Source organism: Salibacterium aidingense DSM 18341 (assembly GCF_000429685.1).
Taxonomy (GTDB): Bacteria; Bacillota; Bacilli; order Bacillales; family Marinococcaceae; genus Salibacterium; species Salibacterium aidingense.
This window is the reverse complement of the sequence record NZ_AUCI01000002.1, coordinates 324,851-345,816: the sequence shown is the minus strand read 5'-3', so window position 1 is coordinate 345,816 and position 20,966 is coordinate 324,851. Positions and strand designations below refer to the sequence as shown.

21 protein-coding genes and 1 other annotated feature are annotated in these 20,966 nt (G+C 46.5%); of the genes, 1 reads left to right on the top strand and 20 read right to left on the bottom strand.

Features of this window, described 5'->3' with window-relative positions:
* Positions 1–126, top strand: a complete 126-nt coding sequence (locus G475_RS27995) for an IS3 family transposase (protein ID WP_407636188.1) — start codon at positions 1–3, stop codon at positions 124–126.
* 461 nt (positions 127–587) lie between these two features.
* Here the strand turns inward: G475_RS27995 and pyrE are convergent, their stop codons facing one another.
* From pyrE to sigG, 20 genes are all read right to left on the bottom strand, one after another.
* Positions 588–1,247 (bottom strand): orotate phosphoribosyltransferase, encoded by a 660-nt coding sequence (gene pyrE, locus G475_RS0104000; protein ID WP_026700173.1) that lies wholly within the window; start codon positions 1,245–1,247, stop codon positions 588–590.
* Positions 1,244–1,957, bottom strand: coding sequence for an orotidine-5'-phosphate decarboxylase (gene pyrF / locus G475_RS0103995; RefSeq protein ID WP_026700172.1), 714 nt, complete (start codon positions 1,955–1,957; stop codon positions 1,244–1,246). The genes pyrE and pyrF overlap by 4 nt, the downstream gene beginning before the upstream one ends.
* The gene (locus G475_RS0103990; protein ID WP_026700171.1) at positions 1,950–2,870 is read right to left on the bottom strand and encodes a dihydroorotate dehydrogenase; all 921 of its coding nucleotides are present in this window, start codon (positions 2,868–2,870) and stop codon (positions 1,950–1,952) included. Before G475_RS0103990 ends, pyrF begins: the two co-directional genes overlap by 8 nt.
* Positions 2,867–3,643 carry a dihydroorotate dehydrogenase electron transfer subunit gene (locus tag G475_RS0103985; RefSeq protein WP_026700170.1) on the bottom strand — a complete coding sequence of 259 codons (777 nt, stop codon included), beginning with the start codon at positions 3,641–3,643 and terminating at the stop codon, positions 2,867–2,869. Before G475_RS0103985 ends, G475_RS0103990 begins: the two co-directional genes overlap by 4 nt.
* The gene (gene carB, locus G475_RS0103980; RefSeq protein WP_026700169.1) at positions 3,640–6,864 is read right to left on the bottom strand and encodes a carbamoyl-phosphate synthase large subunit; all 3,225 of its coding nucleotides are present in this window, start codon (positions 6,862–6,864) and stop codon (positions 3,640–3,642) included. Before carB ends, G475_RS0103985 begins: the two co-directional genes overlap by 4 nt.
* A 13-nt stretch (positions 6,865–6,877) precedes the next feature.
* On the bottom strand, positions 6,878–7,969 hold the full coding sequence (locus G475_RS0103975) for a carbamoyl phosphate synthase small subunit (protein ID WP_026700168.1): 1,092 nt from the start codon (positions 7,967–7,969) through the stop codon (positions 6,878–6,880).
* A 66-nt stretch (positions 7,970–8,035) separates the two neighbouring features.
* The gene (locus G475_RS0103970) at positions 8,036–8,938 is read right to left on the bottom strand and encodes an aspartate carbamoyltransferase catalytic subunit (RefSeq protein ID WP_026700167.1); all 903 of its coding nucleotides are present in this window, start codon (positions 8,936–8,938) and stop codon (positions 8,036–8,038) included.
* 177 nt (positions 8,939–9,115) lie between these two features.
* On the bottom strand, positions 9,116–10,450 hold the full coding sequence (locus G475_RS0103965) for a uracil-xanthine permease family protein (RefSeq protein ID WP_026700166.1): 1,335 nt from the start codon (positions 10,448–10,450) through the stop codon (positions 9,116–9,118).
* 160 nt (positions 10,451–10,610) lie between these two features.
* Positions 10,611–11,162, bottom strand: coding sequence for a bifunctional pyr operon transcriptional regulator/uracil phosphoribosyltransferase PyrR (gene pyrR, locus G475_RS0103955; RefSeq protein ID WP_035710097.1), 552 nt, complete (start codon positions 11,160–11,162; stop codon positions 10,611–10,613).
* 206 nt (positions 11,163–11,368) lie between these two features.
* Positions 11,369–12,283 (bottom strand): RluA family pseudouridine synthase, encoded by a 915-nt coding sequence (locus G475_RS0103950; RefSeq protein WP_026700164.1) that lies wholly within the window; start codon positions 12,281–12,283, stop codon positions 11,369–11,371.
* Positions 12,276–12,758 carry a signal peptidase II gene (gene lspA / locus G475_RS0103945; RefSeq protein WP_035710091.1) on the bottom strand — a complete coding sequence of 161 codons (483 nt, stop codon included), beginning with the start codon at positions 12,756–12,758 and terminating at the stop codon, positions 12,276–12,278. Before lspA ends, G475_RS0103950 begins: the two co-directional genes overlap by 8 nt.
* 93 nt (positions 12,759–12,851) lie before the next feature.
* A complete protein-coding gene (ileS, locus tag G475_RS0103940; protein WP_026700162.1) occupies positions 12,852–15,629 on the bottom strand; it encodes an isoleucine--tRNA ligase in 2,778 nt (925 codons plus the stop codon).
* A gap of 51 nt (positions 15,630–15,680) precedes the next feature.
* Positions 15,681–15,909, bottom strand: a binding site (T-box leader).
* 43 nt (positions 15,910–15,952) lie between these two features.
* The gene (locus G475_RS0103935; protein ID WP_026700161.1) at positions 15,953–16,477 is read right to left on the bottom strand and encodes a DivIVA domain-containing protein; all 525 of its coding nucleotides are present in this window, start codon (positions 16,475–16,477) and stop codon (positions 15,953–15,955) included.
* A gap of 81 nt (positions 16,478–16,558) precedes the next feature.
* The gene (locus G475_RS0103930) at positions 16,559–17,338 is read right to left on the bottom strand and encodes a YlmH family RNA-binding protein (protein WP_026700160.1); all 780 of its coding nucleotides are present in this window, start codon (positions 17,336–17,338) and stop codon (positions 16,559–16,561) included.
* Positions 17,339–17,340: 2 nt separating this feature from the next.
* Positions 17,341–17,595: a YggT family protein gene (locus G475_RS0103925; RefSeq protein ID WP_026700159.1), complete on the bottom strand. Its 255-nt coding sequence runs from the start codon at positions 17,593–17,595 to the stop codon at positions 17,341–17,343.
* Between the two features lie 25 nt (positions 17,596–17,620).
* The gene (locus G475_RS0103920) at positions 17,621–18,037 is read right to left on the bottom strand and encodes a cell division protein SepF (protein WP_026700158.1); all 417 of its coding nucleotides are present in this window, start codon (positions 18,035–18,037) and stop codon (positions 17,621–17,623) included.
* 37 nt (positions 18,038–18,074) lie between these two features.
* Positions 18,075–18,761 (bottom strand): YggS family pyridoxal phosphate-dependent enzyme, encoded by a 687-nt coding sequence (locus tag G475_RS0103915; protein ID WP_026700157.1) that lies wholly within the window; start codon positions 18,759–18,761, stop codon positions 18,075–18,077.
* Positions 18,762–18,780: 19 nt separating this feature from the next.
* A complete protein-coding gene (gene pgeF / locus G475_RS0103910; protein WP_026700156.1) occupies positions 18,781–19,608 on the bottom strand; it encodes a peptidoglycan editing factor PgeF in 828 nt (275 codons plus the stop codon).
* Between the two features lie 103 nt (positions 19,609–19,711).
* Positions 19,712–19,957, bottom strand: coding sequence for a YlmC/YmxH family sporulation protein (locus G475_RS0103905; protein WP_026700155.1), 246 nt, complete (start codon positions 19,955–19,957; stop codon positions 19,712–19,714).
* Between the two features lie 181 nt (positions 19,958–20,138).
* Positions 20,139–20,924 (bottom strand): RNA polymerase sporulation sigma factor SigG, encoded by a 786-nt coding sequence (sigG, locus tag G475_RS0103900; protein WP_026700154.1) that lies wholly within the window; start codon positions 20,922–20,924, stop codon positions 20,139–20,141.
* Positions 20,925–20,966 lie beyond the last annotated feature (42 nt).

The following is a 20,966-nucleotide window of genomic DNA, read 5'->3' as shown; positions in this document are numbered from 1 at the left end:
ATTTTTCGCTATATTGAACTGATTTACAACCGCAAGCGTATCCACAGTACCCTGAACTATTTGACCCCGGTGCAGTATTATAAACAGCAGGTTCTGCGGAGTCGAGCGCCCGTAGAAACCTCCTAATGCAGGCAGGAGAGTACTTTTTTCCTTAACCACCGCTCTAGATGATAGAGCGGATGGGTCAAGCGGTTTGAGCTTGACGCTTCCGCGGCATCATCTATCCTGACAGGTGGGAAAAAACCTGCGTCCGTTCCGTTTTATAACGGACAAATCATAAAAAAAGGTGTCTACTTTCTTGACATAGATCCAAAATGTCCGTATCTTCCCTCAAAATGGGATAAATCGAAGAAATAACGGAAAAAATGTCCACCTTGTCTGTAAAAATAGAATATCAGCTGTACTGAGGCTGAAAAACCACTACGAGACCGCCCCCCAAAAATGAACTTTGGGGGGCGGTACTTTTTTGTTCGGAAATTTTTTGTTGGTCTGCGCTTCCCCTCCAGCATAGAAGGATTTCCACTTCTATGCCCAGGCCCCGGACGTGCGGCAGGAATAGATTGGTTGGCGCGGGGATAAGCTCCCTATTATTCTTCAACCATCGTGGAGGGGGAGGCATGTTTCATCCATGCTTCATCTTCCGGGTCTTTTTTCCATAAGCGGAGGCGTTCAGCTTCTTCCCTGCTGAGATACTCGTTGGAAAGGGCTGTTTCAATCAGGGCGCTGTAATCCGTCAGTGTCTCCCAGCTGAGTCCTGCGCCCTGCAGAACATCTATACCCTTTTGCAGGCCATAAGTAAAAATAGCAGCAGTTCCGAGAACATGGGCACCGTTGTCCAGCAATGCGTCCTGAACTTTTACGACGCTGCCGCCGGTAGATATCAAATCTTCAATGATAACTACCTGCTGCCCTTCATGCACGGCTCCTTCAATCCTGTTTTCTTTTCCATGGGACTTGGAAGAACTCCGTACATAGATCATCGGAAGCTCCAGCAGGTCAGCGGCGAGCGCGGCATGAGCTATTCCTGCTGTAGCTGTACCGGCCACTACTTCTGCTGCCGGGTAGTGTTCTTTCACCATATCTGCGAGTCCCTGTGCGATAGCTTTCCGAAGCTTCGGATAAGAGAGCGTTAAGCGATTATCGCAATATATCGGCGACTTTATACCGGATGTCCAGGTGTATGGTTCATTCGGACTCAAGCTCACCGCTTCAATTTTTAACAATTCATTTGCCAGCCAATCTTTCATTGTTTTCCCCTCCATTGTTTCATCATATCTTGATATGTTTGCCAGGGTTGTTCTGCTGATGTAATACTGCGGCCGACAACAATCGCATCGCTGCCGAGATTTCTCGCTTTGGCAGGGGTCACCACTCTTTTCTGATCATTTCTGTCCTGCTCCTTCATACGAATTCCCGGTGTTACTGCTTTCATGTTCCTGCCAGCATGCTCTTTTATAGCGGGAGCTTCCAGAGCAGAACAGACAATTCCCTGTAAACCGGCCTGTTTTGCATTTACAGCATAGTGTATAACCGTTTCTTCCAGCCCTGCTGGAATTCCAAGCTCCTCCTGCATCATTTTTTCTGTCGTACTTGTTAACTGAGTAACAGCAACACAATCGGGAACGGAATCCGCAGCGGGTGTTCCTGTTTCCAGCCCTTCCCTGGCCGCTTCCATCATCCTGATCCCTCCGGCTGCATGCACTGTAATCAAATCAACATTCAGCGCAGCCAGCTGCCGGGCCGCACTTTGAACAGTGCTGGGGATATCGTGAAGTTTTAAATCCAAAAAGATACGGTGTCCCTTCTCTTTCCACGCCTCTACCAAGGACGGGCCTTCCTGGTAAAACAACTCCATACCAACTTTTAAAAATAATGGAGTCCCGGTGAACGAGTCAAGAAAAGATTCGGCGGCCGTCCTGTCTTTAAAATCCATTGCGATAATAAGTGGTTTATTCAACGGAATGCACCTCTTTCGGCTGAAGATCATATAGATGGGTGTATTGCTCCTGTGCCAGCCATTTCTCCAGCCCCCGGCTTAATTCCGGACAAATAAACGGATTTGTGAAATTGGCGGTGCCGACTGCCACCGCATCCGCTCCGGCTATAATAAAATCGATAATGTCTTCTACATCGGAAATCCCGCCCATTCCTATGAGAGGCAGCTGCGTCTGTCTTCGTACTTCATGTATCATTCGTACAGCAATTGGTTTCACGGCAGGGCCGGATAAACCGCCTGCCTGATTCGCAAGCAGGGGTTTTCTGGACTTTCTGTCTATTTTCATCCCGGAAAGTGTATTTATGAGAGTTAATCCATCTGCACCGGCTCGTTCCACCGCCTTCGCGATGTCAGTAATGTCCGTTACATTGGGAGAAAGCTTGACGTAAACTGGCACGCTTGAAACAGCCTTTACCCGTTCAGTTAGTTCTGCTGCCAATGACGGGTCTGTCCCAAACGCGATCCCGCCCTCTTTTACATTGGGACACGAAATGTTCAGCTCAAGGGCATTCACTCTGCCTGTACCGGAAAGGTCGGCGGCTACTTCCTCATAATCTTCCATGGTCGTTCCGGCGATATTAGCAAGCAATGGTGTTTCAATGGATTTTAGTTTGGGCAGTTTTTCTGAAATAACCTTCTGCAGGCCCGGGTTTTGCAGGCCAATCGCATTCAGCATACCGGCTGCTGTCTCCGCTACTCGAGGCGTTTCATTTCCAAACCGCGGTTCTCGGGTTGTTGCTTTTAATGCAATTGCTCCAAGCTCATTCAGATCGTACAAACTGCCCATCTCTTCTCCAAAGCCAAAGCACCCGGAAGCCGGCATGATCGGATTTTTCATCGACAGTCCTGGTAGTTCCACCGCTATCCGGCTCATAAGACCACCTCTTTCCATGGGAATACCGGCCCGTCGCTGCAAACCTTGCGGTAATCACTTCCGTCAGGATCCTGACGGGTATGGCAGACACAGGCCAGACACACTCCAATACCGCATCCCATCCGTTCTTCTAAAGATATACATCCTTCTGCTTCCGGGTATTTCGTTTCCAGTGCTTTCAGCATTGGCACAGGACCACACGCAAATATACGATCAAAGGCAAGTTTTTCTTTTTCCATTACATCTGTCACAAAACCGGCCGTTCCATAACTTCCATCAGCGGTACTGACAAAAACTCTGCCGATGTCTCGAAACGGATCTTCGTAAAAGACAGTGCCTTTATCGGAGAACCCGATCACCGTCGTAACATCCACCCCTTTTTCTTTCAAGGCATGACCTGTATCATACAACGGCGGCACGCCGACCCCGCCTCCAGCAAGCAGCACCTTTTCTCCGGGAGAAACGTCGGAAACAGGGAACCCATGTCCCAGCGGACCGATCACATCAAGCGTACTGCCTTTGGAACAGGCAGAAAGAAGTCTGGTTCCTTCCCCTTCCGCCCGGTAAATCACGGTTAGGTATTCCTCGGCTTTGTTTGTTTTACAGATGCTGAGCGGCCTGCGCAGCAGGGGGAAAGGCTGAGGGGATGTATGAATATGCAGAAATTGTCCCGGTTCCGTAATATCTTGTACAAGAAGCCCTCCCAGTTTCATTTCAAATATATCACGGGCAATTTCCTTGTTTTCAAGGACTATCATATCTTCTTTTCTCATACAGTCACCTCATTGGTAACATTTGTTTTACGCTCTTGCATGGCAGGCATTGCTTCTGCAGAAAAGGTGAACATTTCCAATACCTTCAAGAGAGCATCGGCCGTATCCATCGAAGTCATACAAACCACTTCATTTTCCACCGCCTCCCTGCGGATGCGGAAACCGTCCCGCGCCGGCTGTTTTCCTTTTGTGAGTGTATTAATGACAAACTGAGCACTGCCTTCCCGAATAAGATCCAGCAAATTCGGGGATTCTTCCGATACTTTATTCACCGTGGACACAGGAACGTGATGTTTACGCAAATATGCTGCGGTCCCCTCTGTCGCAAGCAGTGTATAGCCAATTTCATGAAAACGGCGGGCAAGCGTCAGCGCTTCTTCTTTATCTTTGTCAGCAATCGTAAATAATACGGAGCCATGGGACGGAATATTCATACCGGAAGCGAGCAGTCCCTTATATAAAGCTTTCTCCAGTGAAGCGTCCCTTCCGATTACTTCCCCGGTTGATTTCATTTCCGGTCCAAGCGAAATATCGACACGCCGGAGCTTTGCAAACGAAAAAACTGGCACTTTAACCGAAACGTCTTGTTTTTCCGGGAGCATCCCATCGGCATACCCCTGCCGGACAAGGCTGTTTCCTGTCATTACTCTCGTTGCTATCGAAGCGATCGGAACCCCGGTAATTTTACTCAAGAAAGGAACCGTTCTGCTGGCTCTCGGATTCACTTCCAGGACATAGACTTCATTTTCGTGAATCACAAACTGAATGTTTAGAAGTCCTTTTATGTTTAATCCTTTCCCGATGGCAACAGTACGTTCCGTCAGTTTCCGTTTCAGGTCGTCCGACAGCGTCTGCGGCGGGTATACGGCAATGGAGTCCCCGGAATGTACCCCGGCACGTTCAATATGCTCCATAATTCCCGGTATGAATACGGTCTCTCCATCTGAAACAGCATCGACTTCCACTTCTTTTCCCACCATATACCGGTCAATCAAAACAGGGTGTTTTTCATTTACTTTCACGGCTCGGTCCATATATGATCGTAATTCTGATTCACTGTCGACGATTTCCATAGCGCGGCCGCCCAGCACATAAGAAGGACGGACAAGCACGGGATAATGAATCTCGGCAGCAATTTTTTCAGCTTCCTGTGTGGAGACTGCCGTTTTACCGAGCGGCTGCGGAATTCCAAGCTGCTGAAGGGTATATTCAAATTTATCTCTGTCCTCAGCTCTATCCATGTCTTCCAGTGTCGTACCAAGGATAGAAACGCCTCTCTCATGAAGGCCGTCGGCCAGGTTGACGGCCGTTTGCCCGCCGAACTGGACAATGACCCCTTCCGGCTGTTCCTGCTCCACAACATGCATGACATCTTCTACCGTTAACGGTTCGAAATACAATTTATCTGATACGCTGAAATCCGTAGATACTGTTTCCGGATTATTGTTCATTATAATTGCTTCATACCCCTCATCCTGCAGGGCCCAGACGGTATGAACCGTCGCATAATCAAACTCGATTCCCTGACCGATCCGGATGGGTCCCGAACCAAGCACAAGAACGGAAGGACGGCTGCTTCGCCCGCTTTCATTTTCCTGCTCATACGTGGAGTAATAGTACGGTGTTTCGGATTCAAATTCAGCTGCACAAGTATCCACCATTTTATAAACCGGCATCAGGTTTTTATGACGGCGGAATGCGTAAACCTCCTTCTCGCTCCAATTCCAGAGGGAAGCAATTTCTGTATCGGCTATTCCTATTTTTTTAGCAAACCAAAGCATTTCTGTATCGCCGGGATGATAAGAAAGCTCTTCCCGCATACGAACAATACCTAATAACTTTTCGAGGAAAAACGGATCAATGCCTGTCAATTTTTGTACATGTTCCACGGTCCATGCCCTTCGAAACGCCTCCCCAATGACGAATAGTCGTTCGTCTTCCGCTTTCTGGAGTTTTGTGGTTAACGTTTCATCACTGTAATCCCGGTAGACAGGAACGCAGAGATGGGATTTATCTATTTCCAGCGAACGGATGCCTTTCATGAGCGATTCTTCAAAATTACGGCCGATGGCCATTACTTCCCCGGTTGCTTTCATTTGCGTCCCCAGTTTACGGTTGGCTGCCTCAAATTTATCAAAAGGCCAGCGCGGGATTTTCGTCACAATGTAATCGAGCGCAGGCTCAAAGCTGGCATAGGTTGTACCGGTAATCGGGTTTTTCAGTTCATCCAGGCGGTACCCGGCGGCGATCTTGGCAGCCAGTTTGGCAATTGGATAACCGGTCGCCTTTGAAGCAAGGGCAGAGGACCGGCTGACGCGGGGGTTTACTTCAATAAGATAATACTCAAAGCTATATGGAGACAGAGCAAACTGCACGTTACAGCCGCCTTCTATTTCCAGGGAACGAATTACTTTTAGGGAAGAATTTCTCAGCATTTGATATTCTCTGTCTGACAACGTCTGGCTTGGAGCCGTTACAATGGAGTCACCGGTATGTATACCAACCGGGTCAACATTTTCCATATTACAGACGACAATGCATTCTCCCGAGGCGTCACGCATCACTTCATATTCCACTTCTTTAAAACCTGCAATACTCTTTTCAATCAAACACTGCGTCACCGGGCTGTATTTCAGTCCTGTTCCGACGGTTTCGGCAAGCTCCTGTGCATCGTGGACCAGGCCTCCGCCGGTTCCTCCCAATGTGTAGGCCGGCCTTACAATAACAGGAAATCCTATTTTTTCCACAAAACGTTCTGCTTCCTCCAAAGAATGAATGATGTCGCTTTCCGGTACAGGTTCCTGTAACTCCCGCATTAAGGAGCGGAACACTTCCCTGTCTTCTGCCTTTTCTATAGCTTCCAGTTCTGATCCGAGAAGCGATATCCGGTGTTCTTCCAGCACCCCTTCTTTATATAATTCCATCGCCATATTAAGTCCGGTCTGGCCTCCAAGTGTCGGCAGAAGAGCATCAGGCTTTTCCTTACGGATGACCCGTGTTACAAATTCGAGACTGATTGGTTCCATGTAAACTTTATCTGCCATTGTTGTATCTGTCATGATTGTGGCTGGGTTGGAATTAACTAGAATCACTTCGTATCCTTCTTCTTTTAACGCCTGGCAGGCTTGAGTTCCGGCATAATCGAATTCCGCTGCCTGGCCTATAATAATAGGTCCGGAGCCGATCACTAATATTTTCTGGATATCTGTTCGTTTTGGCATCGCTTTCTCTCCTTTAGACTTGAGGTGTTTTCGCCCGGTGTTTATCGATCATGGCGGTGAATTCGTCAAACAAATCGTTGGAATCTTCCGGGCCGGGAGATGCTTCCGGATGATACTGAACACTAAACGCAGGATAGTGATTATGGGCTACCCCCTCTACTGTCCCGTCGTTTACATTGACATGGGTCAACTGGAGATCCGTCCCCATCAACGAATCCCTGTCTATCGTATAGCCATGGTTTTGAGATGTCATATCAACTCTTCCGCTCCGCACATCTTTAACGGGATGATTGGCTCCACGGTGGCCGAATTTCAGCTTCGAAGAAGATGCTCCACAGGCGAGGCTGAGCAGCTGATGGCCAAGACAAATTCCGAAAATGGGAAGATGACCGATCAGTTTTTTCAGAGTCTCTACCGCTTCCGGCACATCCTCCGGATCTCCTGGTCCGTTACTCAGCATAACGCCATCCGGATTGAGTTTAAAAATGTCTTCTGCAAGGGAGTTGTATGGGAGAACAAAGACATCACAGCCGCGCTTGATCAGGTTACGGGCAATACCGTGTTTGGCTCCATAATCCATCAACACTACTCTCCGGCCCGTTCCGGGGGCATGATACGCATGCTGCGTCGATACTTTCTTTACCTTGTTGCGCGTGGGTTGAAAGGCCCGCAGTTCTTCCAGTATTTCTTTTTCCTCTTCCTGCTCCCCAAACAATCTTCCGTATAACGTACCGTGCTCTCGAATCATTCTTGTTAACATCCGTGTATCCACTCCTGCCAGAGCAGGGATGTCCTTTTCTTTCAACCATTCATCCAAATTCGCTGCGCTGCGGAAATTGCTTGGATGAGCTGCTGACTCTTTTACAATAAGTCCCCCGGCTGAAGGATTCAATGTTTCAAAATCATCCCGGTTAATACCGTAATTTCCTATTAAAGGGTAGGTAAGGGTAACAATCTGGTCACAGTAGGAAGGATCCGACAAAATTTCCTGATATCCAGTCATACTAGTATTGAAAACAACCTCTCCGGTTGTCTGCCGCAGACTTCCCAATGCCTCTCCTGTCAACACTATTCCGTTTTCAAGCATTAATTTACGTTTTCTCATCGCGGGTTTTGCTCCTTCCCTTTCAAATGCTGCATTTCTACTGTAAGCCGGCACAGTGCCCTTTTCCTATCGTTTCCATAACGTCCCTTTGTATTTTTCCAGTACATCCCATAAAACCGCCATCCGGACAAACACTCCGTTCTTCATTTGTTTAAAAATTCTGGAGCGAGGGGATTCAACGAGGGCATCTGCCAGTTCTACATTGCGGTTTATCGGGGCCGGGTGCATAATGATACTGTTTTTCTTCATTCGTGATGCTTTTTCTTCATTTAACCCATATCGTTCATGATATTTTTCAGGGCCGGCCACCATTTTCACGGCATGTCTCTCATGCTGAATTCTCAGCATCATCATAACGTCAGCCAGTTCCACGGCTTCATCCATCGGTACATAACGGGGCAGCATCTCCTCATTCATCCATTCTTTGGGTCCGCTCACGTATACATCTGCTCCCAGGCGCTCCAATACTTCCATGTTCGAGCGCGCCACCCTGCTGTGAAATATATCCCCGGCAATGACAACCTTAATATTTTCAAACGTTCCAAACTCCTGCTTTATAGTAAGAAGATCCAGGAAGGACTGGGTGGGATGATGACCGCATCCATCGCCTCCATTAATAATAGGAATGTGAATATGATCCCGCAGTTCATCAAAATACCTCTCTTTTCCGTGACGGATAACAATAACATCGGCCCCTATGCTTTCCAGCGTTTTCACAGTATCATATAAACTTTCTCCCTTTTTAACACTGGAGGTATCTGCTTCAAAATGAAGTAAATCAAGTCCTAAATTCCGCTCGGCTGCTTCAAAACTTATTTTTGTTCGAGTGCTCGGTTCAAAAAATAAATTAGCAGCATACAACCGTTGAAATGGATATTTTTCAGGATTATCAGCAAAACACTGCGCCTTGTGAAGCAGGTCATGAATTTCTTGTTTCCCCCAGTCTTCCATTGTGAGTACATGAGACAGTTGAAATCTTTTTCCTTCTTTTTGCTTCAACCCTGAGGCCATGCCTTTCTCCTCCTTTTTGTTATCAATCCACCGCCATGACAAAAGCCCCCCTGAGACTCTTCAGGGGGGCTGCCGGAATGTTTCCTCCGAATCACCCTTCCGAGTCTCTCTGTACTCTTCTTAAAGGATGGCATGTTAAGCTGCTTGGTCCTCTTTCATTTTTTCCTCAAGCGAGGCGAACATCGCCCCGTTACCAAATCCATACTGTTTTCCAGGAAGAACCCAGTTAAGAATGATTCCAATAATGGTGGACAAAGCCATTCCGGCAACTTCCAAATTTTCATTGATCTCAATAAAAGCTCCGCCGATACCGATAACAAGAATCACAGAAGCGATAATTAAATTGCGTTTAATCCCCAGATCTATTTGATTATCAATCAGCATGCGCATCCCCGACGAAGCAATGATGCCGAATAATAGTATCGACACCCCGCCCATGACGGCTCCCGGAATACTTGCAATCACTGCTTCTACTTTTCCGATAAATCCGAAAGCTATTGCCATTACAGCTGCCCCACCGATAACAAACACACTAAATACTTTCGTAATCGCAAGCACCCCAATATTTTCTCCATAGGTGGTATTTGGAGGTCCTCCAACGAGAGAAGCAATAATGGTCGCGGCTCCATCTCCCATAATAGATCGGTGAAGCCCCGGTTTTTTGACAAAATTGGTGCCTGTTACCTTGCTTAATACGAGCTGGTCACCAATATGTTCGGCCAAGGTGACAAGAGCAATCGGCGCCATAATAAGGATAATGCTCCAGGACCACTCCGGCTGAAAGGTAACAAACGGAACAACCAAATCCGGCACACGAACCCAGGGGGCTTCTGCGATTTGACGGAAATCAACCAGCCCCATAAAGGAGGCAGTCACGTAGCCTCCGGTGATGCCGAATAAGATAGGTATTAAATTGAAAAAACCTCGGAAAAAAACGGAGACAACAATCGTAATGAAAAGCGTAACCAAAGCTACATTGAAATGGAGCATGGGCTGCACATACTGACCGGTTTCCTCATTAAAATTCATTGCCATTTCGATGGCGGTACCGGCCAGTCCCAGACCAATCACCATGATAACCGGTCCTGTCACAATGGGAGGGAGCAGGTTCATCAGCCACTGAATCCCCGTTGCTTTTATCATAAGGGACGTCATTCCATACACGAGTCCGGCAGCAAAGGTTCCAATCATGACCCCTTCCGGTCCGCCCAGAGACATCGCAGCAATAACCGGCATGATAAATGCAAAAGACGATCCTAAATAGGCAGGAATCTGCCCTTTTGTTATGACAAGATACGCAAGCGTTCCAAGCCCGCTTGACAGTAAAGCGACAGCCGGACTCAATCCGGTTAATACGGGAACAAGAATCGTCGCACCAAACATCGCAAATAAATGCTGCAGGCTTAAAATGAACCATTGATTCCACGTCGGCTTTTCCTTTATGTGTAATTTCACCTGTTTATCTTCCATCTGTATCTCTCCCTGTATTTTGATGTTTCTGCCGGAAACGGGCAAAAAAAATCTTTGCCCTAATCGGCAAAGAGGTACAAATGACAAACAGGAAAAGATCTTTTTCCCCGCTTTTATTCATACCCCTTTTCAGTCTCACTGGACTGATTTAAAGTGGGTGCTATACTGTAATATTTCTGATAGTTACTTCATTCAAACTGTCCGTTTCGTTAAGTTTAACCGCGATAATTTCTCCTTTGGAGGTCGGAATGTTTTTTCCTATATAATCCGGCCTTATCGGCAGTTCCCGATGCCCCCTGTCAATAAGGACAGCAAGCTGTATCTGGGAAGGACGACCGAGATCCATTACCGCATCCATCGCAGCCCGAACGGTTCGGCCCGTATAAAGTACATCATCGACCAGAATAATATTTTTATCCTCTACATCAACCGGCAGATCCGTGCCTTTTAACTCAGGATCGGAACTTTGGGAATGATAGGTTAAATCATCACGGTAAAGCGTTATATCCGCTTCCCCGACTGGTATCGGACTGCCCTCAATTCTGGCAATATTTTCAGCGATGCGGTTGGCAATATGAATGCCTCTCGTTTTAATTCCGACAAGCACACAGTCCTCAATCCCCTTGTTTTTCTCAATGATCTCATGGGATATTCTTGTCAACGCACGCCGTATCGCCTGTTCATCCAACAATACTCTTCCTTCGTCATACACTTTTTTTCTTCACATCCTTTTTCCAGGTGATTCTTTCTCATAAAAAATCCTCCCGCCCGTAAGGGTGAGAGGATGGATAACCTGACATTCTACACACGTCGTCCGCGTAACGACCGCGTGTTCCTGCTCCTTCTCAGCCTCACGGGACTGTCTTTAAAGGAAAACCATATTGTTTGTATTGATTATGTCAGATTATGCGGAACGGGTCAATACCCTTTTCGAATATTATCCAGAATCTGCGTTAGTTCAAACGGCAGCGGGGCCTCCCAGGACATGGGCGTTCCTTCGGCCGGATGATAAAGGGCCAGCCTGCCGGCATGAAGCGCCTGGCCTGAAAGAGAAAGAGTTTTGGCCCGCCCGTATTTCGGATCGCCGGCAAGGGGGTGGCCGATATATGCTAGATGCACTCGAATCTGATGAGTTCTGCCCGTTTCCAGTTTACACTCGATAAAGGAATAATCCTTCCAGCGTTCGAGAACGTTGAAATGAGTAACCGCGTCCTTTGCATTTTTCTCCAGGACCGCCATCTTTTGTCTGTCTTTCGGATCCCTGCCAATAGGGGCTTCTATCGTTCCGGTATCATGCGGAATAGTGCCATGCACTATCGCTTTGTACACTCGTTCTATTTTTTTCTTCTGCATCTGTCTCTTCAGCTGAATGTGGGCTTCATCCCGTTTTGCTGCTACAAGCAGACCAGAAGTATCTTTATCTATGCGGTGTACAATACCCGGCCGCCATTCTCCATTGCATTGGGACAGCGAACCGCAATGGAACAGCAGCGCATTCACTAGCGTCCCGGACGTATGGCCCGGCGCCGGATGAACGACCATCCCTCTGGGTTTATTCACCACGATAATATCCTCATCTTCATAATAAATGTCCAGAGGGATGTCTTCCGCCGTTAATTCCTCAACTGGTTCTTCTTCCGGATACAGCACCACTGTATCACGGTCCCGGAGAACATAATTGCTTTTTACTGCTTCCCCGTTAACAATAATCCGGCCGTTTTTCGCCCAGTGTTGCAGCTTCGTCCTCGACCAGTCCTCCTGGCGGGTTACTAAAAATTTATCCACCCGTTGACCGGCTTCCTGTTCTGTTATACTCCACTTCAATTCATCCATTCGTTTTGTTCCTCTTTTCTTTCCATTCCTCTGCCGCCATTTTCAAAACCAGGATAAGGACCCCGATAACCAGTGCTGAATCCGCTACATTAAAAATCGGATAATTATAGGAAAAAATATAGACGTTTAGAAAATCTACGACTTCTCCAAACAGCAGGCGGTCAATAAAGTTGCCGAGCGCTCCTCCCAAAATCAAGGCGAGAGGAATACCATACCACTTACTATGTTTTCCGTATTTATTCAAATAATAAACAATGGCCGCCGCAACAATGACGGTAACAATGTAAAACAGCCACATTTGGTTCTGCAGCATTCCAAATGCAGCTCCAGCATTACGATGGGAGGTTAAATAAAAAAATCCCGGGATGATTTCTATGCTTTCGGCAATGTCCATGGAGCGGGCCACGAACCATTTTGTTATCTGGTCAACCGCCATCGTTAACAGAGCCAGTCCATAATATAATAATTTTTTCATTTCAATTGAACACCTGCTTTTCCGTCGTACCCAGCGACAATTTTGAATGAAGAGCCTGTCCGGATGGACCCATCTCCGGACAGGTTCGTGTCGTTATTCAGAAATTTCGATATGGCTGTAATGCTCCTTCACAATATCGGTGCATTTTTTACAAAGACCAGGATGAGCAGGGTCGGTTCCCACATCTTTTGTGACTGTCCAGCAGCGTTCGCACGTTTCCCCTTCTGCCGGCATTACTTCTACGGCTACGTGCTCGTACCGCTCTGCGGTTTCTGGAACTTCTTTCTCCGCAGCCAGTTCTGCTTTTGAAACGATGAACAACTGTTCCAGCTCATTTTCTCCAGACAGGAGACGCTGTACCGGTTCACTTGGGTAAATGGTTACCGCCGCTGTTAATGATTTGCCGATTTCCTTGCGGTTTCTTGCATTTTCCAGGGCTTTTAAAACTTCATCCCGGACTTCCATCAGCGTATCCCATTTATGACGAAGCTCTGTTCCACCGCTGACATCAACCGGTTCCGGCATATCTGTCAACTGCGGTGATTCAGCGTCCGTCCCCGGGATGAACTCCCACACTTCATCAGCAGTGTGCGGAATAATCGGCGAAGTTAATTGGACAAGCGCCATCAATGTATCATACATTACGGTTTGGACCGCCCGTCGTTTCGGATCGTTTTCCGGTTGAATGTATAGAGTATCTTTAGCAATATCCATATAAAACGAGCTTAGTTCAATCGTACAATAGTTATGAAGGGAATGATACACTTGAGCGAATTCATACTCATCATACCCGGATTTTGTTTTGTCAATAAGATCATTCAAACGAAGCATCATATAACGGTCGAGTTCCGAAAGCTGATCCCAAGGTACACGGTTTTGGGCAGGATCAAAGTCGCGGAGATTACCGAGAAGAAACCGGAACGTATTCCTCATTTTACGATATACTTCTGCCACCTGTTTTAATATGGCATCCGAAATACGAACATCAGCCTGGTAATCCACAGAGGCTACCCACATACGGAGAATATCCGCTCCCAGCTGTTTCATAACATTATTTGGAACCACTACATTGCCCAGTGATTTACTCATCTTACGGCCATCCCCATCCAGGGCAAAGCCGTGACTGATAATCATATCGTAAGGGGAGGCGCCGTTTGTGGCTACACTGGTTGAGAGAGAGGAATTGAACCAGCCTCTGTACTGATCAGAGCCTTCCAGATAAACATCAGCCGGCCGTCTGAGTTCTTCCCGTTCTTCCAGTACCGCTTCATGAGAAGAACCGCTGTCAAACCAGACGTCCATGATATCCATTTCTCTCGTGAACCGTCCATTCGGACTGCGTGCAGAGGTGTACCCCTCCGGCAGCAGATCTTTTGTATCCCATTCAAACCAGATATTGGACCCGTGCTCCCGAAATAAGCGGGAGACATGTTGAATGGTTTCATCTGTTACAATAGCACTGTCATCTTCTTCATAAAAGATAGGAATTGGCACTCCCCACGCCCGTTGTCTGGATATACACCAATCTCCACGGTCCCGGACCATATTATAAAGACGGGTCTCTCCCCATTTCGGCAGCCATGTTACCCGGCGGACCGCTTCAAGCAGATCATCCCGGACGTTCTCAATCGAGGCAAACCACTGCGCTGTCGCCCGGAAGATCACCGGTTTTTTCGTCCGCCAGTCATGCGGATAAGAGTGGGTAACAAATGTAAGCTTAAGCAAGGCATTTACCTCATCCAGCTTTTCCGTTATCGGTTTATTCGCGTTATCGTAAAATTCCCCTTCAAAACCGGGGGCTTCCTCCGTAAAATATCCCTTATCGTCTACCGGGCACAATGTTTCGAGCCCGTACTGCTGAGCTACCACGTAGTCATCTTCCCCGTGGCCGGGTGCGGTGTGGACACAGCCTGTTCCAGCATCCAACGTCACGTGATCCCCAAGAATAACCATCGAATCACGTCCGTAAATAGGATGCGACGCCGTCAAATGCTCCAACTGTCTGCCTTTCATTGTTTTAAGCACCTGCGGATTGTCCCATTCCAGTTCTTTTTCCAATTCTTCCACAAGATCGCGGGCCACGATGTACTTATCTTCCCGCACCTGGACCACACAATATTCCAGGTCTGGATGGAGTGCTATGGCAAGATTGGCCGGGATGGTCCACGGAGTTGTTGTCCAGATAATAAATTTTTCGTCCCCATCCAACATATGTTTCCCATCTTGTACTTCAAATGCCACATAAATGGAAGGCGATCGTTTATCGTGATACTCAATTTCTGCCTCCGCAAGAGCGGATTCAGAAGAAGGAGACCAAAACACCGGCTTTTTTCCCTTATAAATGTAGCCGCGTTTTGCCATCTCCCCAAAAACCTTAATCTGCTGGGCTTCATACTCTTTGGTCAGCGTAACATACGGATTATCCCAATCGCCCCGTACCCCAAGCCGTTTGAACTGTTCGCGCTGGCGGTCCAGCTGATCCAGGGCATATTCTTCGCAAGCCTTTCTGAATTCAGCAACGGACATCTTTTTACGATCCACTTTTTTATTTTTTGTTAACGCCGTTTCTATCGGAAGGCCGTGAGTATCCCAGCCGGGAACATACGGGGCATGAAACCCATTCATTGATTTGTAGCGAACAATGATGTCTTTTAAAATTTTATTCAAGGCATGCCCCATGTGAATGTCTCCATTTGCATATGGCGGTCCGTCATGGAGCACAAACAGCGGTCTTCCTTTCGTCCGCTCCTGTACCTTCTCGTACATTTTCTCTTCGTCCCACTGTTTCTGCCGGTCCGGCTCACGATTGGGAAGATTGCCCTTCATTGGAAATTGGGTTTTTGGCATTAACAACGTTTCTTTATAGCTCATCTTCTAACCTCCTGTTTTATCCACCTGTATAAAAAAACCTCCCCGCCCCCGGAAAGGGACGAGAAGGTTCTCGCGGTACCACCCTATTTGTATGACAAGATTACGTATGTATCCATCATCCTCTTTTACCGGTATAACGGCCGGCGGCCGCCGCCGCCTCCATCATTCGGCGCCGGGACTCCAGGGTGATGTCCTCTATGGGGCCGCTGCTGTGCTTTCACCATCCACAGCTCGCTGGTAGCGGCTGACCAAAAAAGTGCGTCCCTCTCAACATCTCATTTTTATTTTCTTTTGCTTTAAAAGTATAGAACAAAAAAGGCTTCTCAGTCAACCTGATCGGCATTTCCGGCATAAACGCTCTGCCGGTTTTCGCCCTCTTCCTGGTGGGTATCCACGACCCCGTCCCAGTCATCGTTATGAAGCATTTCCAACTGCGCTTCGATTAACATTTTAAAACGGGTCCGATACACGGAAGCCTGCTTTTTCAATTCTTCAATTTCAAGTTCTATCTTTCTTGATTTATTCAGGGCATCATTAATAATCCGGTCTGCATTTTTTTCTGCTTCTTTAATAATCAACTGTGATTCTTTCTTGGCATTCCGCTTTACTTCTTCTGCAGATTCCTGGGCCACCAAAATGGACTTATTGAGTGTTTCTTCAATGTTGGAAAAATGCTCCAGGCGTTCCTCGAGCTCGTTTACTTTTGAAAACAATTCATTTTTTTCCTGCATGACATTTTCATAATCCTTGATGACTTGATCAAGAAATTCGTTTACTTCATCTTCATCATATCCGCGGAATCCTCTTGTGAATTCTTTATTATGAATATCTAATGGCGTTAAAGGCAAACCGCCGCACCTCCTTCTATTTTCTCCATCCCTCTTCTTTGTTGTTTCGACAGCTTTTCCAATAATCCTGCTTTAAAAGCTTCAGGTATCTTTCTTTTTTCCATAAACAACTTTGCAGCGGTCCTTTTTTGTCTTTCCCAGACAATCCATTACTTTCCGTCTTCCCTGCCCGCGGACGGAAACATAGTCCCCTGTCTGCAGGACAAACGAAGGCTTATCCACCGTACGCCAATTTACTTTCACCCGGCCTTTTTCAATATAAGGCAGTGTTTTCCCGCGGGAAAGTTTGTACATCTCCGCCATCATCGCATCCAGCCGGAATGAAGAAACAGTCGTATGTATTTCCTCCCAGTCATCTTTTTCCTTCAGCATCTTATCAAAAGATATCGGTTCCGTTGCAATCGAGGCTTTTCCAATTTGGTTTAGGTTCATTTCAATAAAAAGAGCTGTATCACCGGCTGTGACGAATTGAAAAAACCCGTCCCCTTTTAAAATGTCTCCGTATTTTCCGCGTTTCAGCCCCAGCCCTGTAAGAGCTCCTAACACATCAGGATGCGAAAGGGTTATAAATTTTTCCGGATATGCGGCCTGGAAAAGACAAAGGTCAAAATCGTTTCTCGTGATCTCTTCATAAAAAGGATAAAGCACTGCCCGTTTACGCTCGCAGTACTCATTTCCTCCCCAAAAAGAAAGATATACGGTTTCGTCTCTGCCGACAACAGAAGCAAGAATATCCTGTTCTCTGGGATCTAGAAAATCGGTCAGTCTACGTTCATACGTCGTTTCTACTGTTTTTTTCCATTCCAGGGCCTGTTCTACAAAGGGATGTTCCTCTTTACGAAAATGCTCCAGCATAGACATACCTAGAAAAACAACGCCCGGACCCCGTAAGTTGCAAAATGCAGGGCTACGATCGCAACAATCGGGGATATATCAATCATCCCAAGAGGTGGAATAAGCCGGCGGAACGGTTCTAAATAGGGTTCCACAATGGAACCGAGCATTTGTCCGAAGGAGGATTCCCGGGCATTGGGAAACCAGGACAAAAGAATATAAATAATAATGAGATACGAATATATTTGCATCCCAAACAATAACAGACTGCCTATGGTACTCATATCAACACATTCTCCTTACATTTATTTACTGATCGGAATCATACAGAATTTCCGATATATCTCCGGAAACATCCACATTATCCGGGGTACAAAGGAAATTGTTTGTACCGATTTTCTGAATATCCCCGCCAATAGCATAAACAGTACCACTCAAAAAATCAACAATTCTTCTGGCCTGATTTGCCTCGACTCGTTGCACATTAATGATAACAGACTTGCGGTTTTTTAAGTGATCGGCAATCTCCTGAGCTTCCTCATACTGACGCGGTTCAAAAAGAATAACCTTGGAAGACTGCTGCACACTCTGCAGACTAACGACATTTTTACTTTTGCCGTCCCCCGCCGGCTCGGAATCGAGTCTCTCTTCAGAAACTTCATATTCCTGCTCCATTACATCATCTTCCAGCTCAAAAAACCGCTTGAATTTGGATTTGAAGCTCATTGGCTTCCCTCCTTGTCATACTGAAATCCAAAACCGGTCAAAATGATTCCTCTCCCACTAAACGGGTTCCGATACGGACAAACGTTGCTCCTTCTTCCACCGCGACAGGATAATCATTAGACATTCCCATTGACAAATGCAGACACGGAGCATGCGGATAGTCCCTATCCCTTATCTCATCCCGCAGATATCGGAGTTTCCTGAAAACAGGACGGGTCTTTTCCGTATCGCTTTCAAAGGGGGCCATTGTCATTAATCCAATAACAGTAACCGCAGGATAATCCTTAAGACGCTCTATAAAATCAAAGACTTCCTCAGGAGGCAGCCCTTCCTTTGACTGCTCCCCTGAAACATTAACCTGTAAAAAGCATTTCAGGGTTTTTCCCTCCGGGCACCTCTTCTGAAATTCTTTGGCAAGAGAAAGCCTGTCCAGGGAATGAAAATAATCGTATTTATCCACAATCTCTTTTACTTTTCTGGATTGAAGGGTCCCGATAAAATGCAGGGAGGCCCGGGCACTGCAGGCTTCCCATTTTTCAAGCGCTCCCTCCAGTCTATTTTCTCCTATGTGTTCAATACCTGCATCTACTGCTTCCAGTGCACGCGCCGCAGAAACATATTTAGTGACAGCTATAATATGGATATGAGACCGGTCTCTGCCGGAACGTACGCAGGCTGTCTGAATAGTCTGCTCAATCTGCTGCAGCTTCTCTTTTACATCCACGACAGGTCTTCCCCTTTCCTTATTTTTCTTGATGAAGACCGATAAATGCCATCATTCTGCCGGACTGTCCATGATCTCTCCGGTGGGAGAAAAAATTCTCCGCTTCGGTATATGTACAATGAGAACTTTTAAAAATGTTAGCAGATGGAATCCCGGCGTTTTCGAGCAGCAATCGGTTCATTTCCTTTACATCAAAATACCAGTGCTCCGGCCTGGAAGACTGCCATGGGGCAGGTGCCCCTTTCGGAAGAATAAGTTCCATTTTATTGATAACCTCTCTATCCACTTCATAAACCGCACCAGAAATTGCGGGGCCGATAACCACAAATATCTCTTCCGGATTTATTCGTTCATTCTGCTGCCACTGACGGACAAAACGGCCTCCTATATCAAGATACGTTCCTTTCCATCCGGCATGTGCCACTCCTGCACACTCCTGTGCCGGAGCATAAAACAAAAGCGGAACGCAGTCTGCGTAAAAACTTGCCAGCAGAATACCTTTAGAACGGGTATACATTCCGTCATACTCGCCTGCGTTCTGCTCCCGGTTAAAAGCACCGTAGCTCCGATAACTTTCGTCAATTTTCACAATGCCGGCTTTATGCACCTGTTCTGCGGCCACCCAGTCCTTCATGGAGAAACCGAGTTTTCCAGCCGCCCGCTGTCTGTTTTTTAAAACATTATCTCTGCTGTCCCCCACATGAAAAGCGGTGTTCAAGGAATCAAAGGGTGCTGTACTAACACCGCCGCAGCGTGAAGTGATTCCAGCAGTTATCCTCTCTGAAAAAATGTCCTTTCTGATTAAATAATGAGTTTCTTCCTGTCGATAAAATGGTTCCAGCTCCATTCATCTCTTCCTTTATCCAAAAATGCCGTTCTTTCAATGTATTTATTTTAACATATTTCTTGTTTTTGCAATAGAAAAGCTTTCCATTCGTCTGCGTTTGGGGTTACTCTGGATCGGGTTCGTACAAATTAACAAGAATAACGTCGGAACCTATCTTCACAATGTGTGTCCAAGGAACGATAAATTCGTTTTCTTTGTTAAAAAAGGCCATCATTTTGGCAGATCCTCCGACTATAATGGCTTCGACATGACCAGTATCACAATTAATATCTACATCTCCCACATGTCCCAGGCGTTTGCCGGTGTGCATATTAACAATATCTTTTGCCTGCAGTTCTGAAATTCTCATAGCTCTGGCTCCTTTTTTAGAAAAACCGACACTCCCGGCCCCTGGAGAAAATCCGGTTTTTCTTATGCTGATATCCAGTCCGTGTAACTTAGGCGTACTTCATTCTATGTTATTCAAAGCCTATTCATTTCCATTCTCATAAAAAAACCTTCGTCTTTTTTGACGAAGGCAGGGTATGTGTTTACATATTTGAGAATCTGTTCATTTGTGAAATAGCTGCTTTTTCCAGCCTGGAAACCTGAGCCTGGGAAATGCCGATTTCATCAGCGACTTCCATTTGCGTTTTCCCCTGAAAGAAGCGCATGTCTAGAATCATTTTCTCCCGGCCGCTCAATTGCACCATCGCTTCCTGCAGAGCAAGATGATCCGTCCATTTATGCGACTGTTCTTTATCATCACTGATTTGATCCATGACATAAATCGGATCTCCCCCGTCGTTATAGATTGGTTCAAACAAGGACACTGGATCTTGAATGGCATCAAGCGCAAACACAACGTCTTCTTTCGGCATATCTAATTTAGATGCAATTTCCTGCACAGTAGGTTCTTTCTCTCTTGCACGCTCTTCCATTAATTGATCTCTCATCTGCAAAGCCTTATACGCCGTATCACGCAAAGACCTGGATACTCGAATTGGGTTATTATCCCGCAGATACCGTCTTACTTCCCCAATGATCATTGGAACGGCGTAGGTGGAAAACCTCACATTCTGACTTAAATCAAAATTATCAATGGATTTCATTAATCCAATGCATCCTACTTGAAATAAATCATCCATGTGTTCCCCGCGATTATTAAAACGTTGTATAACGCTTAAAACAAGGCGTAAATTTCCATTCACCAAGTCTTCTCTAGCCATCTCATCGCCCGCCTGCATCTGTCTGAACAGTTCTCTCATTTCTTTGTTTTTAAGTACGGGAAGTTTCGACGTATCTACACCACAAATTTCTACTTTGCTGCGTGCCAAAGCTAGTCCCCCCAAGTCATGATGTCAAAATGAAGCAGTATA

Coding starts and splice junctions, on each gene's coding strand:
- pgeF (WP_026700156.1), bottom strand. CDS start 19,608: ATGGAGCTGGAACCATTTTATCGACAGGAAGAAACTCATTATTTAATC.
- carB (WP_026700169.1), bottom strand. CDS start 6,864: ATGCCAAAACGAACAGATATCCAGAAAATATTAGTGATCGGCTCCGGA.
- lspA (WP_035710091.1), bottom strand. CDS start 12,758: ATGAAAAAATTATTATATTATGGACTGGCTCTGTTAACGATGGCGGTT.
- G475_RS0103965 (WP_026700166.1), bottom strand. CDS start 10,450: ATGGAAGATAAACAGGTGAAATTACACATAAAGGAAAAGCCGACGTGG.
- G475_RS0103925 (WP_026700159.1), bottom strand. CDS start 17,595: ATGAGTACCATAGGCAGTCTGTTATTGTTTGGGATGCAAATATATTCG.
- G475_RS0103920 (WP_026700158.1), bottom strand. CDS start 18,037: ATGAGCTTCAAATCCAAATTCAAGCGGTTTTTTGAGCTGGAAGATGAT.
- G475_RS0103985 (WP_026700170.1), bottom strand. CDS start 3,643: ATGAGAAAAGAAGATATGATAGTCCTTGAAAACAAGGAAATTGCCCGT.
- ileS (WP_026700162.1), bottom strand. CDS start 15,629: ATGAGCTATAAAGAAACGTTGTTAATGCCAAAAACCCAATTTCCAATG.
- G475_RS0103950 (WP_026700164.1), bottom strand. CDS start 12,283: ATGGATGAATTGAAGTGGAGTATAACAGAACAGGAAGCCGGTCAACGG.
- G475_RS0103990 (WP_026700171.1), bottom strand. CDS start 2,870: ATGAGCCGGATAGCGGTGGAACTACCAGGACTGTCGATGAAAAATCCG.
- G475_RS0103930 (WP_026700160.1), bottom strand. CDS start 17,338: ATGTCTATGCTGGAGCATTTTCGTAAAGAGGAACATCCCTTTGTAGAA.
- G475_RS0103905 (WP_026700155.1), bottom strand. CDS start 19,957: ATGAGAATTTCAGAACTGCAGGCAAAAGATATTGTTAATATGCACACC.
- pyrE (WP_026700173.1), bottom strand. CDS start 1,247: ATGAAAGATTGGCTGGCAAATGAATTGTTAAAAATTGAAGCGGTGAGC.
- G475_RS0103975 (WP_026700168.1), bottom strand. CDS start 7,969: ATGAGAAAACGTAAATTAATGCTTGAAAACGGAATAGTGTTGACAGGA.